Source organism: Paracoccus spongiarum (assembly GCF_030732095.1).
Lineage (GTDB): Bacteria > Pseudomonadota > Alphaproteobacteria > Rhodobacterales > Rhodobacteraceae > Paracoccus > Paracoccus spongiarum.
Map to the genome: position 1 here is coordinate 115,277 of NZ_JAVAMQ010000009.1, position 17,424 is coordinate 132,700.

General features: G+C 67.9%; 17 protein-coding genes and 1 tRNA gene. 10 read left to right on the plus strand and 8 right to left on the minus strand.

Going from position 1 to position 17,424, the window contains the following annotated elements; genetic code table 11:
- Window positions 1–93: 93 nt before the first annotated feature.
- Window positions 94–1,242, minus strand: a complete 1,149-nt coding sequence (carA, locus tag Q5Y72_RS11490; RefSeq protein WP_305963565.1) for a glutamine-hydrolyzing carbamoyl-phosphate synthase small subunit — start codon at window positions 1,240–1,242, stop codon at window positions 94–96.
- 176 nt (window positions 1,243–1,418) lie between these two features.
- Between carA and Q5Y72_RS11495 the strand changes: the two genes are divergently transcribed.
- Both Q5Y72_RS11495 and Q5Y72_RS11500 read left to right on the plus strand, forming a co-directional pair.
- On the plus strand, window positions 1,419–1,883 hold the full coding sequence (locus Q5Y72_RS11495; protein ID WP_305963566.1) for a GatB/YqeY domain-containing protein: 465 nt from the start codon (window positions 1,419–1,421) through the stop codon (window positions 1,881–1,883).
- 49 nt (window positions 1,884–1,932) lie between these two features.
- A complete protein-coding gene (locus Q5Y72_RS11500) occupies window positions 1,933–2,124 on the plus strand; it encodes a DUF3008 family protein (protein WP_305963567.1) in 192 nt (63 codons plus the stop codon).
- 14 nt (window positions 2,125–2,138) lie between these two features.
- On the opposite strand, the gene Q5Y72_RS11505 is transcribed toward Q5Y72_RS11500, so the two are convergent.
- The 4 genes from Q5Y72_RS11505 to lipB form a co-directional block, all read right to left on the minus strand.
- Window positions 2,139–2,633: a DUF2244 domain-containing protein gene (locus Q5Y72_RS11505; RefSeq protein WP_305963568.1), complete on the minus strand. Its 495-nt coding sequence runs from the start codon at window positions 2,631–2,633 to the stop codon at window positions 2,139–2,141.
- A gap of 5 nt (window positions 2,634–2,638) precedes the next feature.
- Entirely contained in the window at window positions 2,639–4,315 is a 1,677-nt protein-coding gene (locus Q5Y72_RS11510) for a cytochrome c oxidase subunit I (RefSeq protein WP_305963569.1), read from the minus strand.
- Between the two features lie 217 nt (window positions 4,316–4,532).
- Window positions 4,533–4,964, minus strand: coding sequence for a c-type cytochrome (locus Q5Y72_RS11515; RefSeq protein WP_305963570.1), 432 nt, complete (start codon window positions 4,962–4,964; stop codon window positions 4,533–4,535).
- Window positions 4,965–5,096: 132 nt separating this feature from the next.
- On the minus strand, window positions 5,097–5,750 hold the full coding sequence (gene lipB / locus Q5Y72_RS11520) for a lipoyl(octanoyl) transferase LipB (protein ID WP_305963571.1): 654 nt from the start codon (window positions 5,748–5,750) through the stop codon (window positions 5,097–5,099).
- A 203-nt stretch (window positions 5,751–5,953) separates the two neighbouring features.
- Here lipB and Q5Y72_RS11525 point away from each other — a divergent pair.
- From Q5Y72_RS11525 to Q5Y72_RS11550, 6 genes are all read left to right on the plus strand, one after another.
- A tRNA-Leu gene (locus Q5Y72_RS11525) sits at window positions 5,954–6,040 on the plus strand.
- Window positions 6,041–6,314: 274 nt separating this feature from the next.
- Window positions 6,315–7,418, plus strand: coding sequence for an ABC transporter ATP-binding protein (locus Q5Y72_RS11530; RefSeq protein WP_305963572.1), 1,104 nt, complete (start codon window positions 6,315–6,317; stop codon window positions 7,416–7,418).
- Window positions 7,419–7,528: 110 nt separating this feature from the next.
- On the plus strand, window positions 7,529–8,599 hold the full coding sequence (locus Q5Y72_RS11535; protein ID WP_305963573.1) for an ABC transporter substrate-binding protein: 1,071 nt from the start codon (window positions 7,529–7,531) through the stop codon (window positions 8,597–8,599).
- A 96-nt stretch (window positions 8,600–8,695) separates the two neighbouring features.
- On the plus strand, window positions 8,696–9,772 hold the full coding sequence (locus tag Q5Y72_RS11540) for an ABC transporter substrate-binding protein (RefSeq protein WP_305963574.1): 1,077 nt from the start codon (window positions 8,696–8,698) through the stop codon (window positions 9,770–9,772).
- A 65-nt stretch (window positions 9,773–9,837) separates the two neighbouring features.
- Window positions 9,838–11,139, plus strand: coding sequence for an ABC transporter permease (locus Q5Y72_RS11545; protein WP_305963575.1), 1,302 nt, complete (start codon window positions 9,838–9,840; stop codon window positions 11,137–11,139).
- Between the two features lie 6 nt (window positions 11,140–11,145).
- On the plus strand, window positions 11,146–12,096 hold the full coding sequence (locus Q5Y72_RS11550; protein ID WP_305963576.1) for an ABC transporter permease: 951 nt from the start codon (window positions 11,146–11,148) through the stop codon (window positions 12,094–12,096).
- Between the two features lie 11 nt (window positions 12,097–12,107).
- Here Q5Y72_RS11550 and Q5Y72_RS11555 read toward each other — a convergent pair whose 3' ends face one another.
- Window positions 12,108–12,743 (minus strand): arylesterase, encoded by a 636-nt coding sequence (locus Q5Y72_RS11555; protein WP_305963577.1) that lies wholly within the window; start codon window positions 12,741–12,743, stop codon window positions 12,108–12,110.
- An 88-nt stretch (window positions 12,744–12,831) separates the two neighbouring features.
- On the opposite strand from Q5Y72_RS11555, the gene Q5Y72_RS11560 reads away from it, so the two are divergent.
- On the plus strand, window positions 12,832–13,527 hold the full coding sequence (locus tag Q5Y72_RS11560; protein ID WP_305963578.1) for an ABC transporter ATP-binding protein: 696 nt from the start codon (window positions 12,832–12,834) through the stop codon (window positions 13,525–13,527).
- 25 nt (window positions 13,528–13,552) lie between these two features.
- Entirely contained in the window at window positions 13,553–16,090 is a 2,538-nt protein-coding gene (locus tag Q5Y72_RS11565) for an ABC transporter permease (RefSeq protein ID WP_305963579.1), read from the plus strand.
- Between the two features lie 20 nt (window positions 16,091–16,110).
- On the opposite strand, the gene Q5Y72_RS11570 is transcribed toward Q5Y72_RS11565, so the two are convergent.
- Window positions 16,111–16,623 (minus strand): DUF2478 domain-containing protein, encoded by a 513-nt coding sequence (locus tag Q5Y72_RS11570; RefSeq protein ID WP_305963580.1) that lies wholly within the window; start codon window positions 16,621–16,623, stop codon window positions 16,111–16,113.
- Window positions 16,620–17,423, minus strand: coding sequence for a peptidylprolyl isomerase (locus Q5Y72_RS11575; RefSeq protein ID WP_305963581.1), 804 nt, complete (start codon window positions 17,421–17,423; stop codon window positions 16,620–16,622). Before Q5Y72_RS11575 ends, Q5Y72_RS11570 begins: the two co-directional genes overlap by 4 nt.
- Window position 17,424: the final 1 nt, after the last annotated feature.

The following is a 17,424-nucleotide window of genomic DNA, read 5'->3' on the forward strand; positions in this document are numbered from 1 at the left end:
AGGATCGCCCAGTCTTGTCACGCGAAGGGTTAAGAAGATGTTAAGCGCAACAGCCGCGCGGCGGGATGCCGCGGGGCCGCAACACCCGCGCCTTCAGCCGCGCCGCGCGCGCATCGATTCGGCAAAGCGGCGGAACAGGTAGAGGCTGTCCTGCGGGCCCGGTGCGGCCTCGGGGTGATACTGCACCGAAAAGACCGGGCGGTCCTGCATCCGCAGGCCGCAATTGCTGCCGTCGAACAGGCTGACATGGGTCTCGACGACACCCTCGGGCAAGCTCTGGCTGTCCACCGCAAAGCCGTGGTTCATCGAGGTGATCTCGACCTTTCCGGTCTCGCGGTCGCGGACCGGATGGTTGGCGCCGTGATGGCCGTGGCCCATCTTCACGGTCCGCGCACCAAGCGCCAGCGCCAGCATCTGGTGGCCAAGGCAGATGCCGAAGATCGGCAGGTCGCGCGCCAGCAGGGACTGGATCATCGGCACCGCATAGGCGCCAGTTGCGGCCGGATCGCCGGGACCGTTCGACAGGAACACCCCTTCGGGGTCGTGCGCCAGAACCTCTTCGGCGGTGGCGGTGGCCGGCAGGACCGTGACCTCGGCCCCGTGCGCCACCAGCGAGCGCAGGATGTTGCGCTTGGCGCCGTAATCCAGCGCCACGACCCGGAAGGGCCGCGCCTCGGGCGTGGTGCCGAAGCCCTTGCCCCATTCCCACGACCCTTCGTCCCACCGGTAGGCCTGGGTGCAGCTGACCTCGCGCGCCAGATCCAGCCCGACAAGCCCCTGCCAGGCGCGGGCGCGGGCGATCATCGCCTCGATGTCGAAGCGCCCGTCGGGATCGTGGGCCAGCACGACATGCGGGGCGCCCTGCTGGCGGATGGCGCGGGTCAGGCGGCGGGTATCGACGCCGCCGATACCGATGCGCCCGCGCCGGGCCATCCAGCCGGCCAGATCGTCCGCGGCGCGCCAGTTCGACGGCTCGGTCGGGTCCCAGCGGACGACGATGCCGCTGGCCACCGGATCCTGCGCCTCGTCATCCTCGGGGGTGACGCCGGTATTGCCGATATGGGGGAAGGTGAAGGTGACGATCTGGCTGGCATAGGAGGGATCGGTCATGATCTCCTGATAGCCGGTCATCGCGGTGTTGAAGACAAGCTCGGCAACCACCTCTCCGGCGGCGCCGAAGCCGTGGCCGTAGAAGACGGTTCCGTCGGCTAGCGCAAGGCAGGCGGTCGGTTGTGCGGCCATGTCGGCACCTCTGGTCTGAAATCAGCCGGTAATTATGGGGGGCCGCAGGCAAGGTCAACCCGCAGCGACGCAGGGTTGCGGCTTGATTCCGGGGGGCTTGCGGCCTACATGGCGGACTTTCGCGTTCGCGCGCCGCCGCGGTGGCGCGGCGGGCCGTCCCAGCCGGAGACAGAACAATGGATCTGCGTGCCAAACTGCAAACCGCCACAAAAGAGGCGATGAAGGCCAAGAACAGCGCCCGCCTGTCGACGCTGCGCCTCATCGGTGCGGCGGTGAAGGATCGCGAGATCGCGGCCAGGGGCAGCGACGGTGATGGCGGCGAACTGACCGAGGCCGATCTGATCGCGATCCTGTCGAAGATGGTCAAGCAGCGGCAGGAATCGGCGCGGGCCTATGAGGAGGGTGGCCGGCTGGAGCTGGCGCAGAAGGAAGAGGACGAGATCGGCGTCATCCAGGAATTCCTGCCCCGGCAGCTGAGCGAGACCGAGACCGAGGCCGCCATCGACGCGGTGATCGAGGGGCTGGGCGCGACGGGGATCCGCGACATGGGCCGGGTGATGGCCGAACTGCGCGCCCGCCATGCCGGCCAGATGGATTTCGGCACTGTCGGCCCGCTGGTCAAGCGGCGCCTGCTGAACTAGCCGAAACCGGCACCGGCCCCGGCGCGTTCGGCGGGTAGGAGGTGCAGCCATGCCCGCAAGATCGAAAGCACAGCAACGCGCCGCAGGCGCAGCCCTTGCCGCAAGGCGCGGCGAGACCAGCGCCAGCACGCTGCGGGGCGCCTCGCGCGAGATGCATGACAGCATGACCGAGGACGAACTTGAAGAACTGGCCTCGACCCCGCTGGACGATCTGCCCGAACGGGTGGACGGCGAGGGCTGACGGCCGGCGCGGGACTATCTCAGCCCGGCAAGCCGGCGTTGCAGGTCGCTGCACAGATCGCGCCGTTCCTGAGGTGTCAGGAAGGCGCCCAGTTCAAGTTCTCTCTGCCCGTCGGTCAGGGTCAGGTAGTCCTCGACCGGCCCGCTGCGCAAGGCCACCCGCACCCAGTAGATATTCGTCGTCCAGTGCCGTGGCGCGCGGCCCGCATCATGGCGCACCAGCGACAGGGTCTGGCGATCCATCACCAGATCCTCGCGGGTCTCTCCGCTGCGATAGCTGTGCTGCAGCGCCTTCCAGACGCCAAGGACCGCCAGCACCGCAAAGGGCAGCAGCCCCCAGAGGATCGTCGTGCCGACAACCGCCAGCAGCGGCAGCGTCAGGAACGCGGCGGTCAGCGCGATGAACCAGACGAAGCCGCGCCGCGGCAGAGACCGATAGGGCCACAGGCTCAGTTGGACGCAAGCGGCCCCGGAGTCATCCGGGGCCGCATCTTTCCATTCATAGGGCATCGCGATCAGTGCGCGCGGGCGTGATCCCAGTCCTCGCGCTTGGGAAGCTGCTCGAAGGTGTGTTCGGGCGGCGGCGAGGACAGGGTCCATTCCAGGGTGTCGGCATGCTCGTTCCAGTAGTTCGGCACGTTCACGCGCTGACCGCTGCGCAGCGTGTAGAAGACGATGCCGATGAAGAACAGGAACGAGGTGAAGGACAGATAGGCGCCCAGCGAGCTGATGTTGTTCCAGAACGCGAACTCGACCGGATAGTCGATGTAACGGCGCGGCATGCCCTGACGGCCCAGGAAGTGCTGCGGGAAGAAGGTCATGTTCGAGCCGATGAACATCATCCAGAAATGCACCTTGCCGGCCCATTCGGGATATTGCCGGCCCGACATCTTGCCGATCCAGAAATAGACGCCGGCGAAGATCGCGAACACCGCGCCGAGGCTCATCACATAGTGGAAATGCGCCACCACGTAATAGGTGTCGTGATAGACCCGGTCCAGCGGCGCCTGTGACAGCACGACGCCGGTGACGCCGCCGACGGTGAACAGGAACAGGAACCCGAAGGCCCACAGCATCGGCGTCTTGAACTCGACCGAGCCGCCCCACATCGTCGCGATCCAAGAGAACACCTTGATGCCGGTCGGCACCGCGATCGTCATGGTGGCCAGCATGAAGTAGCTTTGCTGGGTCAGCGACATGCCCACCGTGTACATGTGGTGCGCCCAGACCACGAAACCCAGCACGCCGATCGCCGCCATGGCGAGGACCATCGGCAGGTAGCCGAAGATCGGCTTCTTCGAGAATGTCGCGATGACATGGCTGATGACGCCGAAGCCGGGCAGCACGATGATGTAGACTTCCGGGTGACCGAAGAACCACAGGATGTGCTGATACAGGATCGGGTCGCCGCCACCGGCCGGGTTGAAGAAGTTGGTGCCGAAATTGCGGTCCATCAGCAGCATGGTGATCGCGCCGGCCAGAACGGGCAGGGCCAGCAGGATCAGCCAGGCGGTGATGAACACCGACCAGGCGAACAGCGGCACCTTGAACAGCGTCATGCCCGGGGCGCGCATGTTCAGGAAGGTCGTGATGATGTTGATCGCGCCGAGGATCGACGAGGCACCCGAGACGTGGACCGCGAAGATCGCGAGGTCCATCGAATAGCCCGCCTCGGTCGTGGACAGCGGCGGATACAGCACCCAGCCCACGCCCGAGCCCATCTGGTCGGACCCGCCAGGCGCCAGCAGCGAGGCCACGCCCAGCGCGACGCCGACGACATACATCCAGTAGCTGAGGTTGTTCAGCCGCGGAAAGCTCATGTCCGGGGCGCCGATATGCAGCGGCATGAAATAATTGCCGAAACCGCCGAACAGCGCCGGGATGACCACGAAGAACATCATCAGGACGCCGTGATAGGTGATCATTACGTTCCACAGATGGCCGTTCGGGGTGCACTCCGCCGTCGAATCGGCAATGAAGCGCGCGCCTTCGAGGCACATGTACTGCACACCGGGGTGCTGCAGTTCCATCCGCATGTAGACCGTGAAGCTGACCGAGATCAGCCCGACCAGACCGGCGGTGAAAAGGTAAAGAATACCAATGTCCTTGTGATTGGTAGACATGAACCAGCGGGTGAAGAACCCGCGTTGGTCGTGATGGTCGTCGTGGCCGTGAGCGGCTGCGTCTGCCATACCCGAACTCCCTCAGATGTCGTCGAGCCGGTCGGGCAGACCGGCGATGTTCCGCGCTTCTTCTAGACCAGCGATCCGGACCGGGCAATGCATCCCGGGACGGTCAGACCGGCAACCCCCGCAAGAATATCACATTCCGCGGGGGCGACTTGTCTGCACATTGCGACGGATCGTCGCAGAGCGGCGCGGCCGGCAGGCCCGGCCGTCGCCTGTCGCGTCACTGGGCCGGCGCGTCGGGCGAGACGCTGGCCAGATAGGCCACCACGTCCTCCTGGGCCTTGTTCAGCTTGAAGGTCATCTTGGTCTTGGCCTTGTCGTTTCCGGTCTTTTCCTGAACGAACTTGTTAGGGTCGGTGATGTAGGCCGCCAGATCCTCGCGGGTCCAGACCTCGCCGCTGTCCTTTAGCGCCACCAACGCCTCGGAATACTTGAAGTCCTCCTGGCTGGCCGCCGCGCGGCCGACGATGCCGTGCAGGTTGGGGCCGGTCTTGCCGCCCTTCACGATGTCCTCGCCCTCGGGCGTCTGGATCATGTGGCAGGCCTTGCACTTGCGGAATTCCTTCTCGCCATTGGCCACGTCACCCTCCTGCGCCAGGGCCGGCAGGGCAAAGACGGCGCCGAACAGTGCGCCGATGATTGCAATCTTCATACCCGTTTTCCTCACTCGATCCACGACTTAGGATGTCCCTGGGGCAGTTATAGGACAGGCGCCGGCCAAATCCAGCCCCCAGAATGGTCGCATGCGACAGTGTGAAGCGGAAGCAGCCGGCCGGAACGGCACTCAGCGCGGCATGCCGAAAACCGGGCCGAAGCTGTCCCTCAGGGCCAGGTCCAGATCGGCCATGCCGACTGGCAGGCCCAGATCGACGAGGCTGGTCACGCCGTGGCCGCTGATCCCGCAGGGAACGATGCCGCCGTAATGCGACAGGTCCGGCTCGACATTGATGGCGATGCCGTGAAAGCTGATCCAGCGGCGCAGCTTGACGCCGATCGCCGCGATCTTGTCCTCGCGCGGGGTGCCGTCGGGCAGGGGGGGGCGGTCGGGACGGGCGACCCAGACGCCCACCCGGCCCACTCGGATCTCGCCGGTGACGCCGAACTGCGCCAGCGCGGAAATGACCCAGGTCTCGAGCTGCTGCACGAAGCGGCGGACGTCCCGGCCGCGCCGGTTCAGGTCCAGCATCACGTAGACGACGCGCTGCCCGGGCCCGTGATAGGTGTACTGGCCGCCGCGCCCGGTGACATGAACCGGAAAGCGCGCCTCGATCAGGTCGGCCTCGCGCGCGCTGGTGCCAGCGGTATAGAGCGGGGGGTGCTCGACCAGCCAGATCAGTTCGTCGGCCCCGCCCGCGCCAATGGCTGCGACGCGCGCCTCCATGAAGGCGACCGCCTCGTCATGGCCGGTGAGGCCCTCGCTGATGATCCATTCCACCATGGCGCCGATCTGGCGCGGCAAGGCGCCGGCGTCAAGCCGTGGGCTGGGGTCGCAGGGCAGGAAGCCTCGCCGGCCCCATCGAGGGACCGGCGAGGCTCGGGGGGCCGGCCCCCCGGCCCCCGTTTCCGGCGGCGGCCGAAGCGCCGCAGAATCCCCTTTTCAATCCCGGCGGCCTCGGATAAGACCCGCCGCACTGCCCGGATGCGGTCGTGGCGGAATTGGTAGACGCGCAGCGTTGAGGTCGCTGTTCCTTAACCGGAGTGGAAGTTCGAGTCTTCTCGACCGCACCAGACCTTCTTCAGGAAATGCGATGCATGGGGGCGGCAGCGGCCGATCCGTGCGGATGCGCACGCGCCGACACATGAACGTCGAGCCATTGGCCCCCCGCAATTCTGAACCGCATTGGCCGCGCTCGAGCGCCTTTTCGTGACCCTCATCGCGACCGCGCTCGGTCCCTGCCGTGTCCCCGTCATGAATCGTCGTAATCGGTGTTGCAAGCGCAGCAGGCGTGCGCTTAACTTTGCCTCGCGCTGAACAACCATACGATAACAGGGAGAGCGCTTTTTGCTGGACAACCGCAGTGGCGACGCCTTCGTCGCCTTCGAACATGTGCAGAAAAGCTATGATGGCCAGACGCTGGTCGTGAAGGACCTCAACCTTTCGATCGGCAAGGGCGAATTCCTGACCATGCTGGGACCGTCGGGGTCCGGCAAGACCACCTGCCTGATGATGCTGGCCGGCTTCGAGACCGCCACCCATGGCGAGATCCGGCTGGACGGGCAGCCGATCAATCAGGTGCCGCCGCACAAGCGCGGAATCGGCATGGTGTTTCAGAACTACGCGCTGTTTCCGCACATGACGGTGGGTGAGAACCTGTCCTTCCCGCTGGAGGTGCGGGGCATGGACAAGGCCGAGCGCGAGACGCGGATCGCCCGCGCGCTGGACATGGTGCAGATGGGGGCCTTTGCCCATCGCCGCCCCGCCCAGCTGTCGGGCGGCCAGCAGCAGCGGATCGCGCTGGCCCGCGCGCTGGTCTTCGACCCCAAGCTGGTCCTGATGGACGAGCCCCTTGGCGCGCTGGACAAGCAGCTGCGCGAGCACATGCAGTTCGAGATCAAGCATCTGCACGAGCGTCTGGGCATCACCGTCGTCTATGTCACACATGACCAGGGCGAGGCGCTGACCATGTCGGACCGGATCGCGGTCTTCAACGACGGCCGCATCCAGCAGCTGGCCCCGCCCGCCCAGCTTTACGAGCAGCCCGAGAACAGCTTCGTCGCGGGCTTCATCGGAGAGAACAACGCCCTGCCCGGCACCATCGAGAAGCTGGAGGGTGACAAGACGCTGGTGCGGCTGGCCAATGGCGAGCTGATCGACGCGACCGCGGTCAACATCCGCGAGACCGGCCAGCGCACGACCGTCTCGATCCGCCCCGAGCGGGTCGAGTTCAAGCCCGACCTGATGCCACCCGGCGCCCATACCGTCGAGGCGGTCGTGAATGATGTCGTCTACATGGGCGACATCCTGCGGGCGCGGCTCAGCGTGGCGGGCAGCGAGGAGTTCGTGATGAAGTACCGCAACACCATCGGCCAGACCCGGCTGGTGCCGGGCCAGTCGCTGCGCATCGGCTGGCACCCCGAGGATGCGCGGGCTCTGGACCCGGTCTAGGGCGCGATGCCAGGGGGGGCGCCAACAGCCGCGCCGTCCGGACCGCCTTGCCCGCAGGGGCCAAGAATGATGGCCAAAGCGCCACGACCCACACGCAGCTGGAGCAATTCATGAAACGCACTCTTGTCCTGTCCACCGCCCTCGGCCTGCTGGCCTTGCCGGCACTGGCCGATGTCAACCTGCTGTCCTGGGGCGGAGCCTATGGCAACAGTCACCTCGAGGCCTATGCCAAGCCCTTCGAGGCCGAGACCGGGATCAAGGTCGTCATCTCGGATGCCGACAACCCGGCCACGCCGATCAAGGCGATGGTCGAGGCGGGCAACGTGACGACCGATGTGGCCTCGGTCGAATATGCCGATGCGGTGCGGCTGTGCGACGAGGGGCTTCTGGAGACCATCGACGCCTCGATCCTCGCCCCGGTCGATGACGGCACCGCGGCGGCCGACGACTTCATCGAGGGCGCCGTGACGGAGTGCTTCGTGGGCACCGATGTCTATTCGATGGTGCTGGCCTATGACGACAGCAAGTTTCCTGACGCCAAGCCCGCATCGCCGGCGGATTTCTTCGACACGGCAAAGTTTCCGGGCAAGCGCACGATGCGCAAGGGCGCCAAGTTCAACCTGGAACTGGCGCTGATGGCCGACGGCGTGCCGGCCGCCGAGGTCTACGACGTGCTGGGCACCCCCGAGGGCGTCGACCGCGCCTTCGCCAAGCTGGACTCGATCAAGAACGACGTGATCTGGTGGGAGGCCGGCGCGCAGCCGCCGCAACTGCTGGCGGATGGCGAGGTGACGATGGCCTTCGCCTTCAACGGCCGCATCTTCAATGCCGCGCAGGGCGACGGAAAGCCGTTCAAGATCGTCTGGGACGGCCAGATCTACGAGATGGAGGGCTGGGTCGTGCCGAAAGGCGCGCCGAACCTTGAAGAGGCGCTGAAATTCATCACCTTCTCGACCTCGCCCGCGCCGCAGGCCCGTGCTGCCGAATTCATCAGCTATGGCCCGCCGCGCAAATCCGCTGCGGCCCTTGTCGGCAACATCGAGGGCACGGAAGTGCCGATGGGTCCGAACCTGCCCACCACCGAGGCCAACATGACCAACGCGCTGGGGTCGAACCTTGACTTCTGGGTCGATCACGACGCCGAACTGAACGAGCGTTTCAACAGCTGGCTGGCCGGCTGACACGAAAAACGGGCGGTCGTCAGGCCGCCCGTCGCCCCATCGGGGGCATAAAACGGGTGGCCTCGAAGCCGCCTGGAACCAACGGGAGAATGCGAATTGAAAAACACTCTGATCCTCAGTACCGCCCTTGCCGGCATGGCCTTCGGGGCCGCCGCACAAGAGGTTAACGTCGTGTCCTGGGGCGGCGCCTACGAGATGTCGCAGGTCGAGGCCTACAACAAGCCCTTCGCCGAACAGACCGGCATCAAGGTCAACATGATCGCTGCCGACAACCCCGCCACGCCGCTGAAGGCGCAGGTCGAGGCGCGCAACATCACCGGCGACGTCTTCGATGTCGAGGTGTCCGACGCGATCCGCCTGTGCGACGAGGGCGCGCTGGTCGAGATCGACCCCGCGATGCTGCCCGCCGCGCCCGACGGCACGCCCGCGGCCGAGGACTTCCTTGACGGCGCGCTTCTGGATTGTGCCGTGGCCAACATCTTCTGGGGCACGGTCATCGCCTTCGACAAGACCAAGTTCGAGGGCGAGGCCCCGTCGACCGCCGCCGACTTCTTCGACCTCGAGAAGTTCCCCGGCAAGCGCGGCCTGCCCAAGAACCCCAAGCGCACCCTGTATCTGGCGCTGATCGCGGATGGCGTGCCCGCCGACCAGATCTATGACAAGCTGGGCAGCGAGGAGGGCGTCGAGCAGGCCTTCGCCAAGCTGGACACGATCAAGAACGACGTCGTCTGGTGGGAAGCCGGCGCCCAGCCCGTGCAGCTGCTGGCCGATGGCGAGGTGACGATGGCCACCGGCTATAACGGCCGCTTCTTCGATGCCATGGTCGCCGAGGGCAAGCCCTTCGAGATCATCTGGGAGGGGCAGTACATGGATCTCGACATGTTCGTGATCCCCAAGGATTCGCCCAATCCCGAAGAGGCGATCGAATACCTGAAATTCGCCACCGACACCCAGCGGCTGGCCGATCAGGCGAAATACATCGCCTACGGCCCGGCGCGGAAATCCTCGGCGGCGCTGGTCGGGATGTATCAGGACGGCAAGACCGAGATGGCGCCGCACATGCCCACCAACCCGGAATACATGACCACCGCCGTCATGGATGACCCCGAGTTCTGGGCCGATCACGACGCCGAACTGACCGAACGCTTCAACAGCTGGCTTGCCGGTTCGTGACGTGACGAAGCTGCCGCCGGCCCGCGCGACCCGCGGGGCGGCGGCCCTGACCTGCCGGGGACCTCATGGCGAACGCTCTTGATCCGCATGCCGCGATAGCGACCACCGCCTCGGGCGCGCCCGACCGCGGATCGCTGACCGCCGCCGATGGCAAGCCGCTGGCCCGTGCGCTGGCGCGCAGCCAGCAACGGGCGCGCCGACGGGCCTTCCTGCTGGTGCTGCCGCTGCTGGCCTTCATCCTGATCACCTTCGTGATCCCCATCGGCCAGATGCTGCAACGATCCTTCTACAATGACGGGTTCTCGGCCAACATGCCGCAGATCTCGGCATGGTTCGCCGAGAACCCGCGCGGCACCGAGCCCGACGAGGCGGCATGGGCGGCGCTGGCCGCCGACCTCAGCGCCTCGGCCGAGGAACGCAGCATCGGCGTGGTCGGCACGCGCATCAATTACGATGTTCCCGGCACCCGCTCGCTGTTCACCTCGACCGGGCGACAGGTGCGCCGCGGGATCGAGCCGCCCTATCGCGAGGCCCTGGTCGAGATCGACGAGGACTGGGCCTCGCCCCGGCTGTGGAGCGCGATGCGCAATGCCGCGACCCCGCTGACCGGAAACTTCTACCTTGCCGCGGTGGACCGCACCCGCGCCGACGACGGCAGCATCCGGCAGGTCGAGGAACGCCAGCAGGTCTATGTGATGCTGTTCATGCGCACCTTCTGGCTTTCGCTGCTGATCACCGCGCTGACCTTCGTTCTGGGTTTCCCGATCGCGCATCTGCTGGCGACGCTGCCGATGCGCAAGTCGAACCTGCTGATGATCCTCGTGCTGCTGCCATTCTGGACCTCGCTTCTGGTGCGCACGACATCATGGATGGTGCTGCTGCAGCAGCAGGGCGTCATCAACGACATCCTTGTCTGGATGGGGGCAATCGGCAGCGACGGGCGGCTGCAGATGATATACAACCAGACCGGCACGATCATCGCCATGACGCATATCCTGCTGCCCTTCATGATCCTGCCGCTGTATTCGGTGATGCGCACGATCAACCCGTCCTACGTGCGCGCCGCCCGCAGCCTTGGCGCGACCAGCTGGACCGCCTTCCGCCGGATCTATTTTCCGCAGACCCTGCCCGGACTGGGGGCGGGGGCGCTGCTGGTCTTCATCCTTGCCGTCGGCTACTACATCACGCCCGCGCTGGTGGGCGGCAGTTCGGGGCAGCTGATCTCGAACATGATCGCCATGCACATGACCGACACGCTGAACTGGTCGATGGCCGCGGCGCTGGCCGCGCTGCTGCTGGGATCGGTCCTCATCCTCTACTGGCTGTATGACCGGCTGGTGGGCATCGACAACCTGAAGCTGGGGTGAACCGGAATGGCTGTCCCGACCTATGCATCCCCGCTTGAGCGCGTCTGGCACTACGCCTATCTGGTGATCTGCGGGTTGATCTTCTTCTTCCTGATCGCGCCGATCGTGGTCATCATCCCGCTGTCCTTCAACGCCGAGCCGTATTTCACCTTCACCGAGAAGATGCGAAGCTTCGATCCCGAGGGCTATTCGCTGCGCTGGTACCGAAGCCTCCTGACCTTCGGGATGCAGAACCCCGATGCGACCGGCGCGGCCTTCTGGGCCGATGCCTGGGCCAATGCGAAATGGGTGAACGCGGCCAAGAACTCGATCATCATCGGTTTCTTCTCGACAATTCTGGCGACGGTGCTGGGCACCCTTGCCGCCCTGGGCTTGTCGCGCCCCGAGATGCCGTTCCGCAGGATCATCATGGCCACGCTGATCTCGCCGATGATCGTGCCGTTGATCATCACCGCGACCGGGATGTTCTTCTTCTACTCGAACCCGTGCGAATTGCTCGGCCTGTTCGGTCTGCCGACCAGTTGCGGCCGGCTCGCCGGCACCTATCTGGGCGTGATCCTGGCCCATGCGACGCTTGGCATCCCCTTTGTCATCATCACCGTCACCGCGACCCTGGTGGGCTTTGACCAGTCCCTGAACCGCGCCGCGGCGTCGTTGGGGGCGAATCCGCGCACCACCTTCTTCCGGGTCACCATGCCGCTGATCCTGCCCGGCGTGATCTCGGGGGCGCTGTTTGCCTTTGTCACCAGCTTCGACGAGGTGGTGGCGGTGCTGTTCATCGCCGGGCCCGACCAGCAGACCATCCCGCGCCAGATGTGGAACGGCATCCGCGAGCAGATCAGCCCGGCGATCCTTGCCGTCGCCACGCTGCTGGTCGTGTTCTCGATCGCGCTTCTGACCACCGTCGAACTGCTGCGCCGCCGGTCAGAGCGGATCCGCGGCGTGACACCGCATTAGGTCGGGCGGGCCTAGTCTGCGGCGGCGCGGGCCAGCAGGGCCTCGACTTCCGGGCCGATGGCCGCAACGATCTGACGCACGCCCTCGGCATTGGGGTGGATGCGGTCGTCCTGCATCAGGTCCGCCAGCGACTGGCCGCGCGCGGCCTTGTCGCCGATGGGGCCCAGGAAATCGGGATAGAGCAGCGCATCCCACTCCTTGGCCAGATCGCGATACATCGCCTCGAAGTCGCGCTTGAAGTCGGGGCCGTAATTGCCCGGCGCCGGCAGCCCGGCCAGCAGCACCGGCACCCCGGAGTCATGCGCAGCCCGCAGGATCGACTGAAGGTTCGCGCGGCTGTCCGCCGGATCGAGGCCGCGCAGCAGATCGTTGCCGCCAAGCGCCACGATCAGCGCATCCGGTGGCGGGCTGAGCGTCCAGCCGATCCGCGCGGCCCCGCCCGCCGTCGTGTCGCCCGATACCCCGGCGTTCAGCACCTCGACATCATGGCCGCGATTCCTCAGCCAGCCCTGCAGCACCGGCACGAAGCCCTGCTCGGCCGGCAGGCCATAGCCCTGCGTCAGACTGTCGCCCATCGCCGTGAGCCGCAGCGTTTCGGCCATCGCCGGCGCGGTCGCCAGCAGGATCGGCAGCACCAGACCTGCCATGCGCGCGGTGGCCCGGTTGCCATTCCCCGGCCAGCGCCCATATCGTGGGGCAGGCCATGACCGCGCCAGCTTGCCAAGGAGCCTGCCGATGCCACCTGACGTGATCCGCCTGCGCGACGCCTGCCTGACGTTGCAGGGCAATGCGGGTCCGGTCGAGGTGCTACGCGACATCACGCTGTCGGTGGCGGGCGGCGAGACTCTGGGTCTGGTGGGGCCGTCGGGATCGGGCAAGTCATCTCTCCTCATGCTGATGGGCGGGCTGGAACGTGCCACCGGCGGTCAGGTCACGGCGCTTGGCCGGGATCTGACGGCGCTGGACGAGGATGCGCTGGCCCGCTTTCGTCTTGGCAATATGGGCGTGGTGTTCCAGTCCTTCCACCTCATCCCGACGATGACCGCTATCGAGAACGTGGCAACCCCGCTGGAACTGGCCGGCCATGCCGACGCCTTCGCGCAGGCCGAGGCGCAGTTGCGGCGCGTGGGGCTGGGCCAGCGTCTGGAACATTACCCCTCGCAGATGTCGGGCGGCGAACAGCAGCGCGTGGCGCTGGCCCGCGCGGTCGCCCCACGGCCCGCGATCCTGCTGGCGGACGAGCCGACCGGCAATCTGGACGGGGTCAACGGGCAGGCCATCATGGATCTGCTGTTCGGACTGCGCGAGGAACATGGCGCCACCCTGATCCTGGTGACGCATGCGCCCGAACTGGCGGCGCGCTGCGACCGGGTGCTGCGGCTGGCCGATGGCCGCATCGCCGGCGAGGATCTGCGGAGCGCGGCGGAATGACGGCCGGCGCCGCAAGGGCCGCGGCATGAGCCTGCGCAATGCCCTGCGCATCGCCCGGCGCGAACTGCGCGGCGGCCTGCGCGGCTTCTGGATCCTGCTGGGCTGCCTTGCGCTTGGCGTGGCGGCCATCGCGGCCGTCGGCTCGGTCCGCGCCGCCATCGAGGCCGGGCTGGCCCGCGACGGCGCGGTGCTGCTGGGCGGCGATGCCGAGATCAGCCTAACCTATCGGTTCGCCGATCCCGCGGAGCGCGACTGGATGGACCGCAACGCCGAGGCGGTGTCGGAGATCGTCGATTTCCGCTCGATGGCGGTCGTTGGCGGGGGCGATCGGGCGGATCGTGCCCTGACCCAGGTCAAGGCGGTCGATGCCGCATGGCCGCTGGTCGGCCTTGCGGCGCTGGACCCGCCGCAGCCCATCGCGCAGGCCCTTGGCCCCGCCGCTTCGGGCCTGCCCGGCGCGGTCATGGACCCGCTTCTCGCCGATCGTCTGGGCTTGGCCATCGGCGACCGTTTCCGGCTTGGCCTTCAGGACTTCGAACTGACCGCGAGGCTGGTCGCCGAACCCGATTCGGGGGCCGCGGGCTTCGGCTTCGGCCCGCGCACCCTGGTGCTGCGCGAGGCGCTGCGCGACAGCCAGCTGCTGGGCCCGGGCACGCTGTTCGACAGCCGCTACCGGCTGCTGCTGGCCGACGGGACCGACCCCCGCAGCCTGCGGGCCCGATGGCGGGCCGAGTTTCCCGACAGCGGCGCACGCTGGCGTGACAGCCGTCGCGGCGCGCCGGGAATCGGCACCTTCGTGGACCGCATCGGTGCCTTCCTCGTGCTGGTCGGCCTGACCGGGCTGGCCGTGGGCGGGGTCGGCGTGTCGGCCGCGATCCGTGCCTATCTTGAGCGCAAGACCGAGGTGATCGCCGTCCTCAAGACGCTTGGCGCCTCGGGACGGACGATCTTTCTGGCCTATTTCCTGCAGGTCGGCCTGCTGACCCTGCTGGGCGTCTTCGGCGGGCTGCTTCTGGGCGCCGGCCTGCCCTTGCTTCTGGCCCCGCTGATCGAGGCGCGGCTGCCGGTTCCGGCGGTGTTCCGCGCCTATCCGGGGCCCCTGGCCGAGGCCGCGCTGTATGGCGTGCTGACCGCGTTCATCTTCACGCTCTGGCCGCTGGCCCGCACGCGCGAGGTGCGCGCCGCGGCGCTGTTCCGCGATCCTGGCGGCGGTCGGGGCCGCTGGCCGGGGGGCCTTGCGCTGGCCGGGGTCGCGGTCGGCATCCTCGGGCTGGTGGCGGCGGCGGCGTGGTTTTCGGGGTTGCCCCGGCTGACGCTTGGCGCGGCCGGGGGCATCCTCGCGGCCTTTCTGGTCCTCGTCTCGGCCGCGATCCTCGTGCGGCGTGCGGCGCGGCGTGCCGCCCGCTCGCCCCGCCTTCGGGGACGAACGGCCCTGCGGCTGGCGCTGGGCGCCATTGGCGGGCCACGCGAAGAGGCGCTGTCGGTGATTCTGTCGCTGGGGCTGGGGCTCAGCGTGCTGGCGGCGGTGGGCCAGATCGAATCGAACATGCGCCAGGCGATCCAGCGCGAACTGCCCGACCGCGCGCCGACCTATTTCTTCGTCGACATCCAGCCTGACCAGCTCGAGGGTTTTCGCGCGCGTCTGGACGGCGATCCGAGGGTGTCGAAGGTCGAGACCGCGCCGATGCTGCGCGGCATCGTCACCGAGATCAATGGCCGCCCGGCCCGCGAGACGGCGGGCGATCACTGGCTGCTGCGCGGCGATCGCGGCGTGACCTATGCAGCCACGCCGCCAGGCGGCACCAAGATCACAGAAGGCGCGTGGTGGCCCGCAGACCATGACGGCCCGCCGCAGGTCAGCATGTCCGACGAGGTCGCGCGCGAGATCGGGCTGCGCCTCGGTGACAGCATCGCGGTGAACATCCTCGGCCGCGACATCACCGCGACCATCACCAGCTTTCGCGAGGTCGATTTCAGCACGGCGGGCATCGGCTTCGTGATGGCGATGAACCCGGCCGCGCTGCAGGGGGCGCCGCACACCCACATCGCCACGGTCTACGCCGCGCCCGAGGCCGAGGCCGCGATCCTGCGTGATCTGGCCGGGCGGTTTCCCAACATCACCGCCGTGCCGGTGCGCGAGGCCATCGACCGCGCCGCCGGGGCCCTGTCGCGGATTGCCGCTGCGACCTCGTGGGCGGCGGGGGTGACGCTGGTGACGGGCTTCATCGTGCTGATCGGTGCGGCGGCTGCGGGCGAACGCGCGCGGGTGTTCGAGGCGGCGGTGCTGAAGACGCTTGGCGCTGTGCGCAGCCGCATCCTGCTCAGCTTTGCGTTGCGGGCGGCCATCCTCGGGGCCGCGGCGGGGCTGGTGGCGCTGGTGGCGGGCGGTCTGGCCGGCTGGGCGGTGATGCGCTTCGTGATGGAGACGGGCTATCGCTTCGACGAGGTGTCGGCGCTGGCGATCGTGCTGGGCGGCATCCTGGCAACACTGCTGGCCGGGCTGGCCTTTGCGCTGCGCCCGCTGGCGGCGCGTCCTGCGCGCGTGCTGCGCGCACAGGATTGAGGGCGGCGCGGCGCGCCAGATCAGGCCGCGCTGTGGCTCCGGTCGGCAAGGCACCAGTCAGGAACGGCCCCGATCTCGCCCGGCAGCGCCACCGCGATGCCCCCGGCAAAGCCGTGGAAGGCGTGCAGGTTCAGCCCGTTCACGCCCAGCAGCACCGGGATGCCGGCGGCGAGGGCGTCGCCGATCAGCGGGGCGAGGCCGTGCTTCTCGGCCTCCTGCTTGCCGAACTTGTTGACCAGCAGCAGGTCCGCGCCGGGCAGACGGCGGGCGACGCCCTGCACCGCCGTCTCCAGCGCGCCGGCATCCAGCCGGCAGCCGCGCGCCAGATCGCCGCGGTCCTCGCTGATGCGCAGCACCGGCCCGTCGGGCAGCACCATGATGTCCATGTCGCAACGCATCCTGCCGAGACGCGCGACATTGCTTTGCACCGTGCCGGCAAGGCGCAGGCCGCGCTGGCTCAGGTGATCCGCCACCGCCGCCAGAAGAAGGTCATTGGCGCCGCGGCCCGGCAGGCTGACAAATCCCAGCCTCATGTCCGGGCCCCCGCGCCAAGCTCGATGCCCTCGATGTCCGCGACCGCGATCAGCGCCGCGATAAAGGCGTGGCTGGCACGGGTCCAGGCGGCCTTTTCCTGCGCCTCGCGCAGCTGCGGCAGCACCGCGTCGAAGGGCAGCACCTCGCCCCGTCCCCGCGCGTCCAGCCGCACCAGATGCACGCCATATCGCGTCTCGACGATCCGCAACTCGCCCTCTTCCATCGTCGCCAGGGCGGCGTCGAATTCGGGGACGGTGTCGCCCGATGACAGCTGGCCCAGGACCCCGCCCGTGGCCTTCGACGGGCAGGCGCTGTGACGGGCCGCCAGTTCGGCGAAGCCGCGCGGATGGCGCCGGACCTCGTCGGCCAGCGCCCGTATCTGCGCCCGCGCCTCGACACGCGCGGCGCTGTCCTCCGCGGCGACCGCGATCAGGATATGCGCCGCCTCGTACAGCGAGGGCCCACGGAACCGGTCGGGATGCGCGTCATAGAGGCCGCGCAGGGCTGCCTCGGGGGCGGGCAGGGGCCGGATCGCCTCGGCCAGCAGCTGACGGATCAGGGCCTCGTCAGCGGTTTCCCACTGGCCGGGCGCGATCTCGGCGGGTTCGGGCGCGATGTCGCGCGCCCGCGCCTCGTGCAGCAGCAATTCGCGGATCGCCAGGGCGCGGGCGGCGGCCCTCCAGGCATGGCCGGGCTTGCCCCTGGGCGCGGGATGGTTCTGGGCCTCGGCGGCGATCAGGGCGGGGTCCAGCGTGACCCCGTTGACAGTGACGGGGGGCAGTAGTGGCCCGAGTTCCATC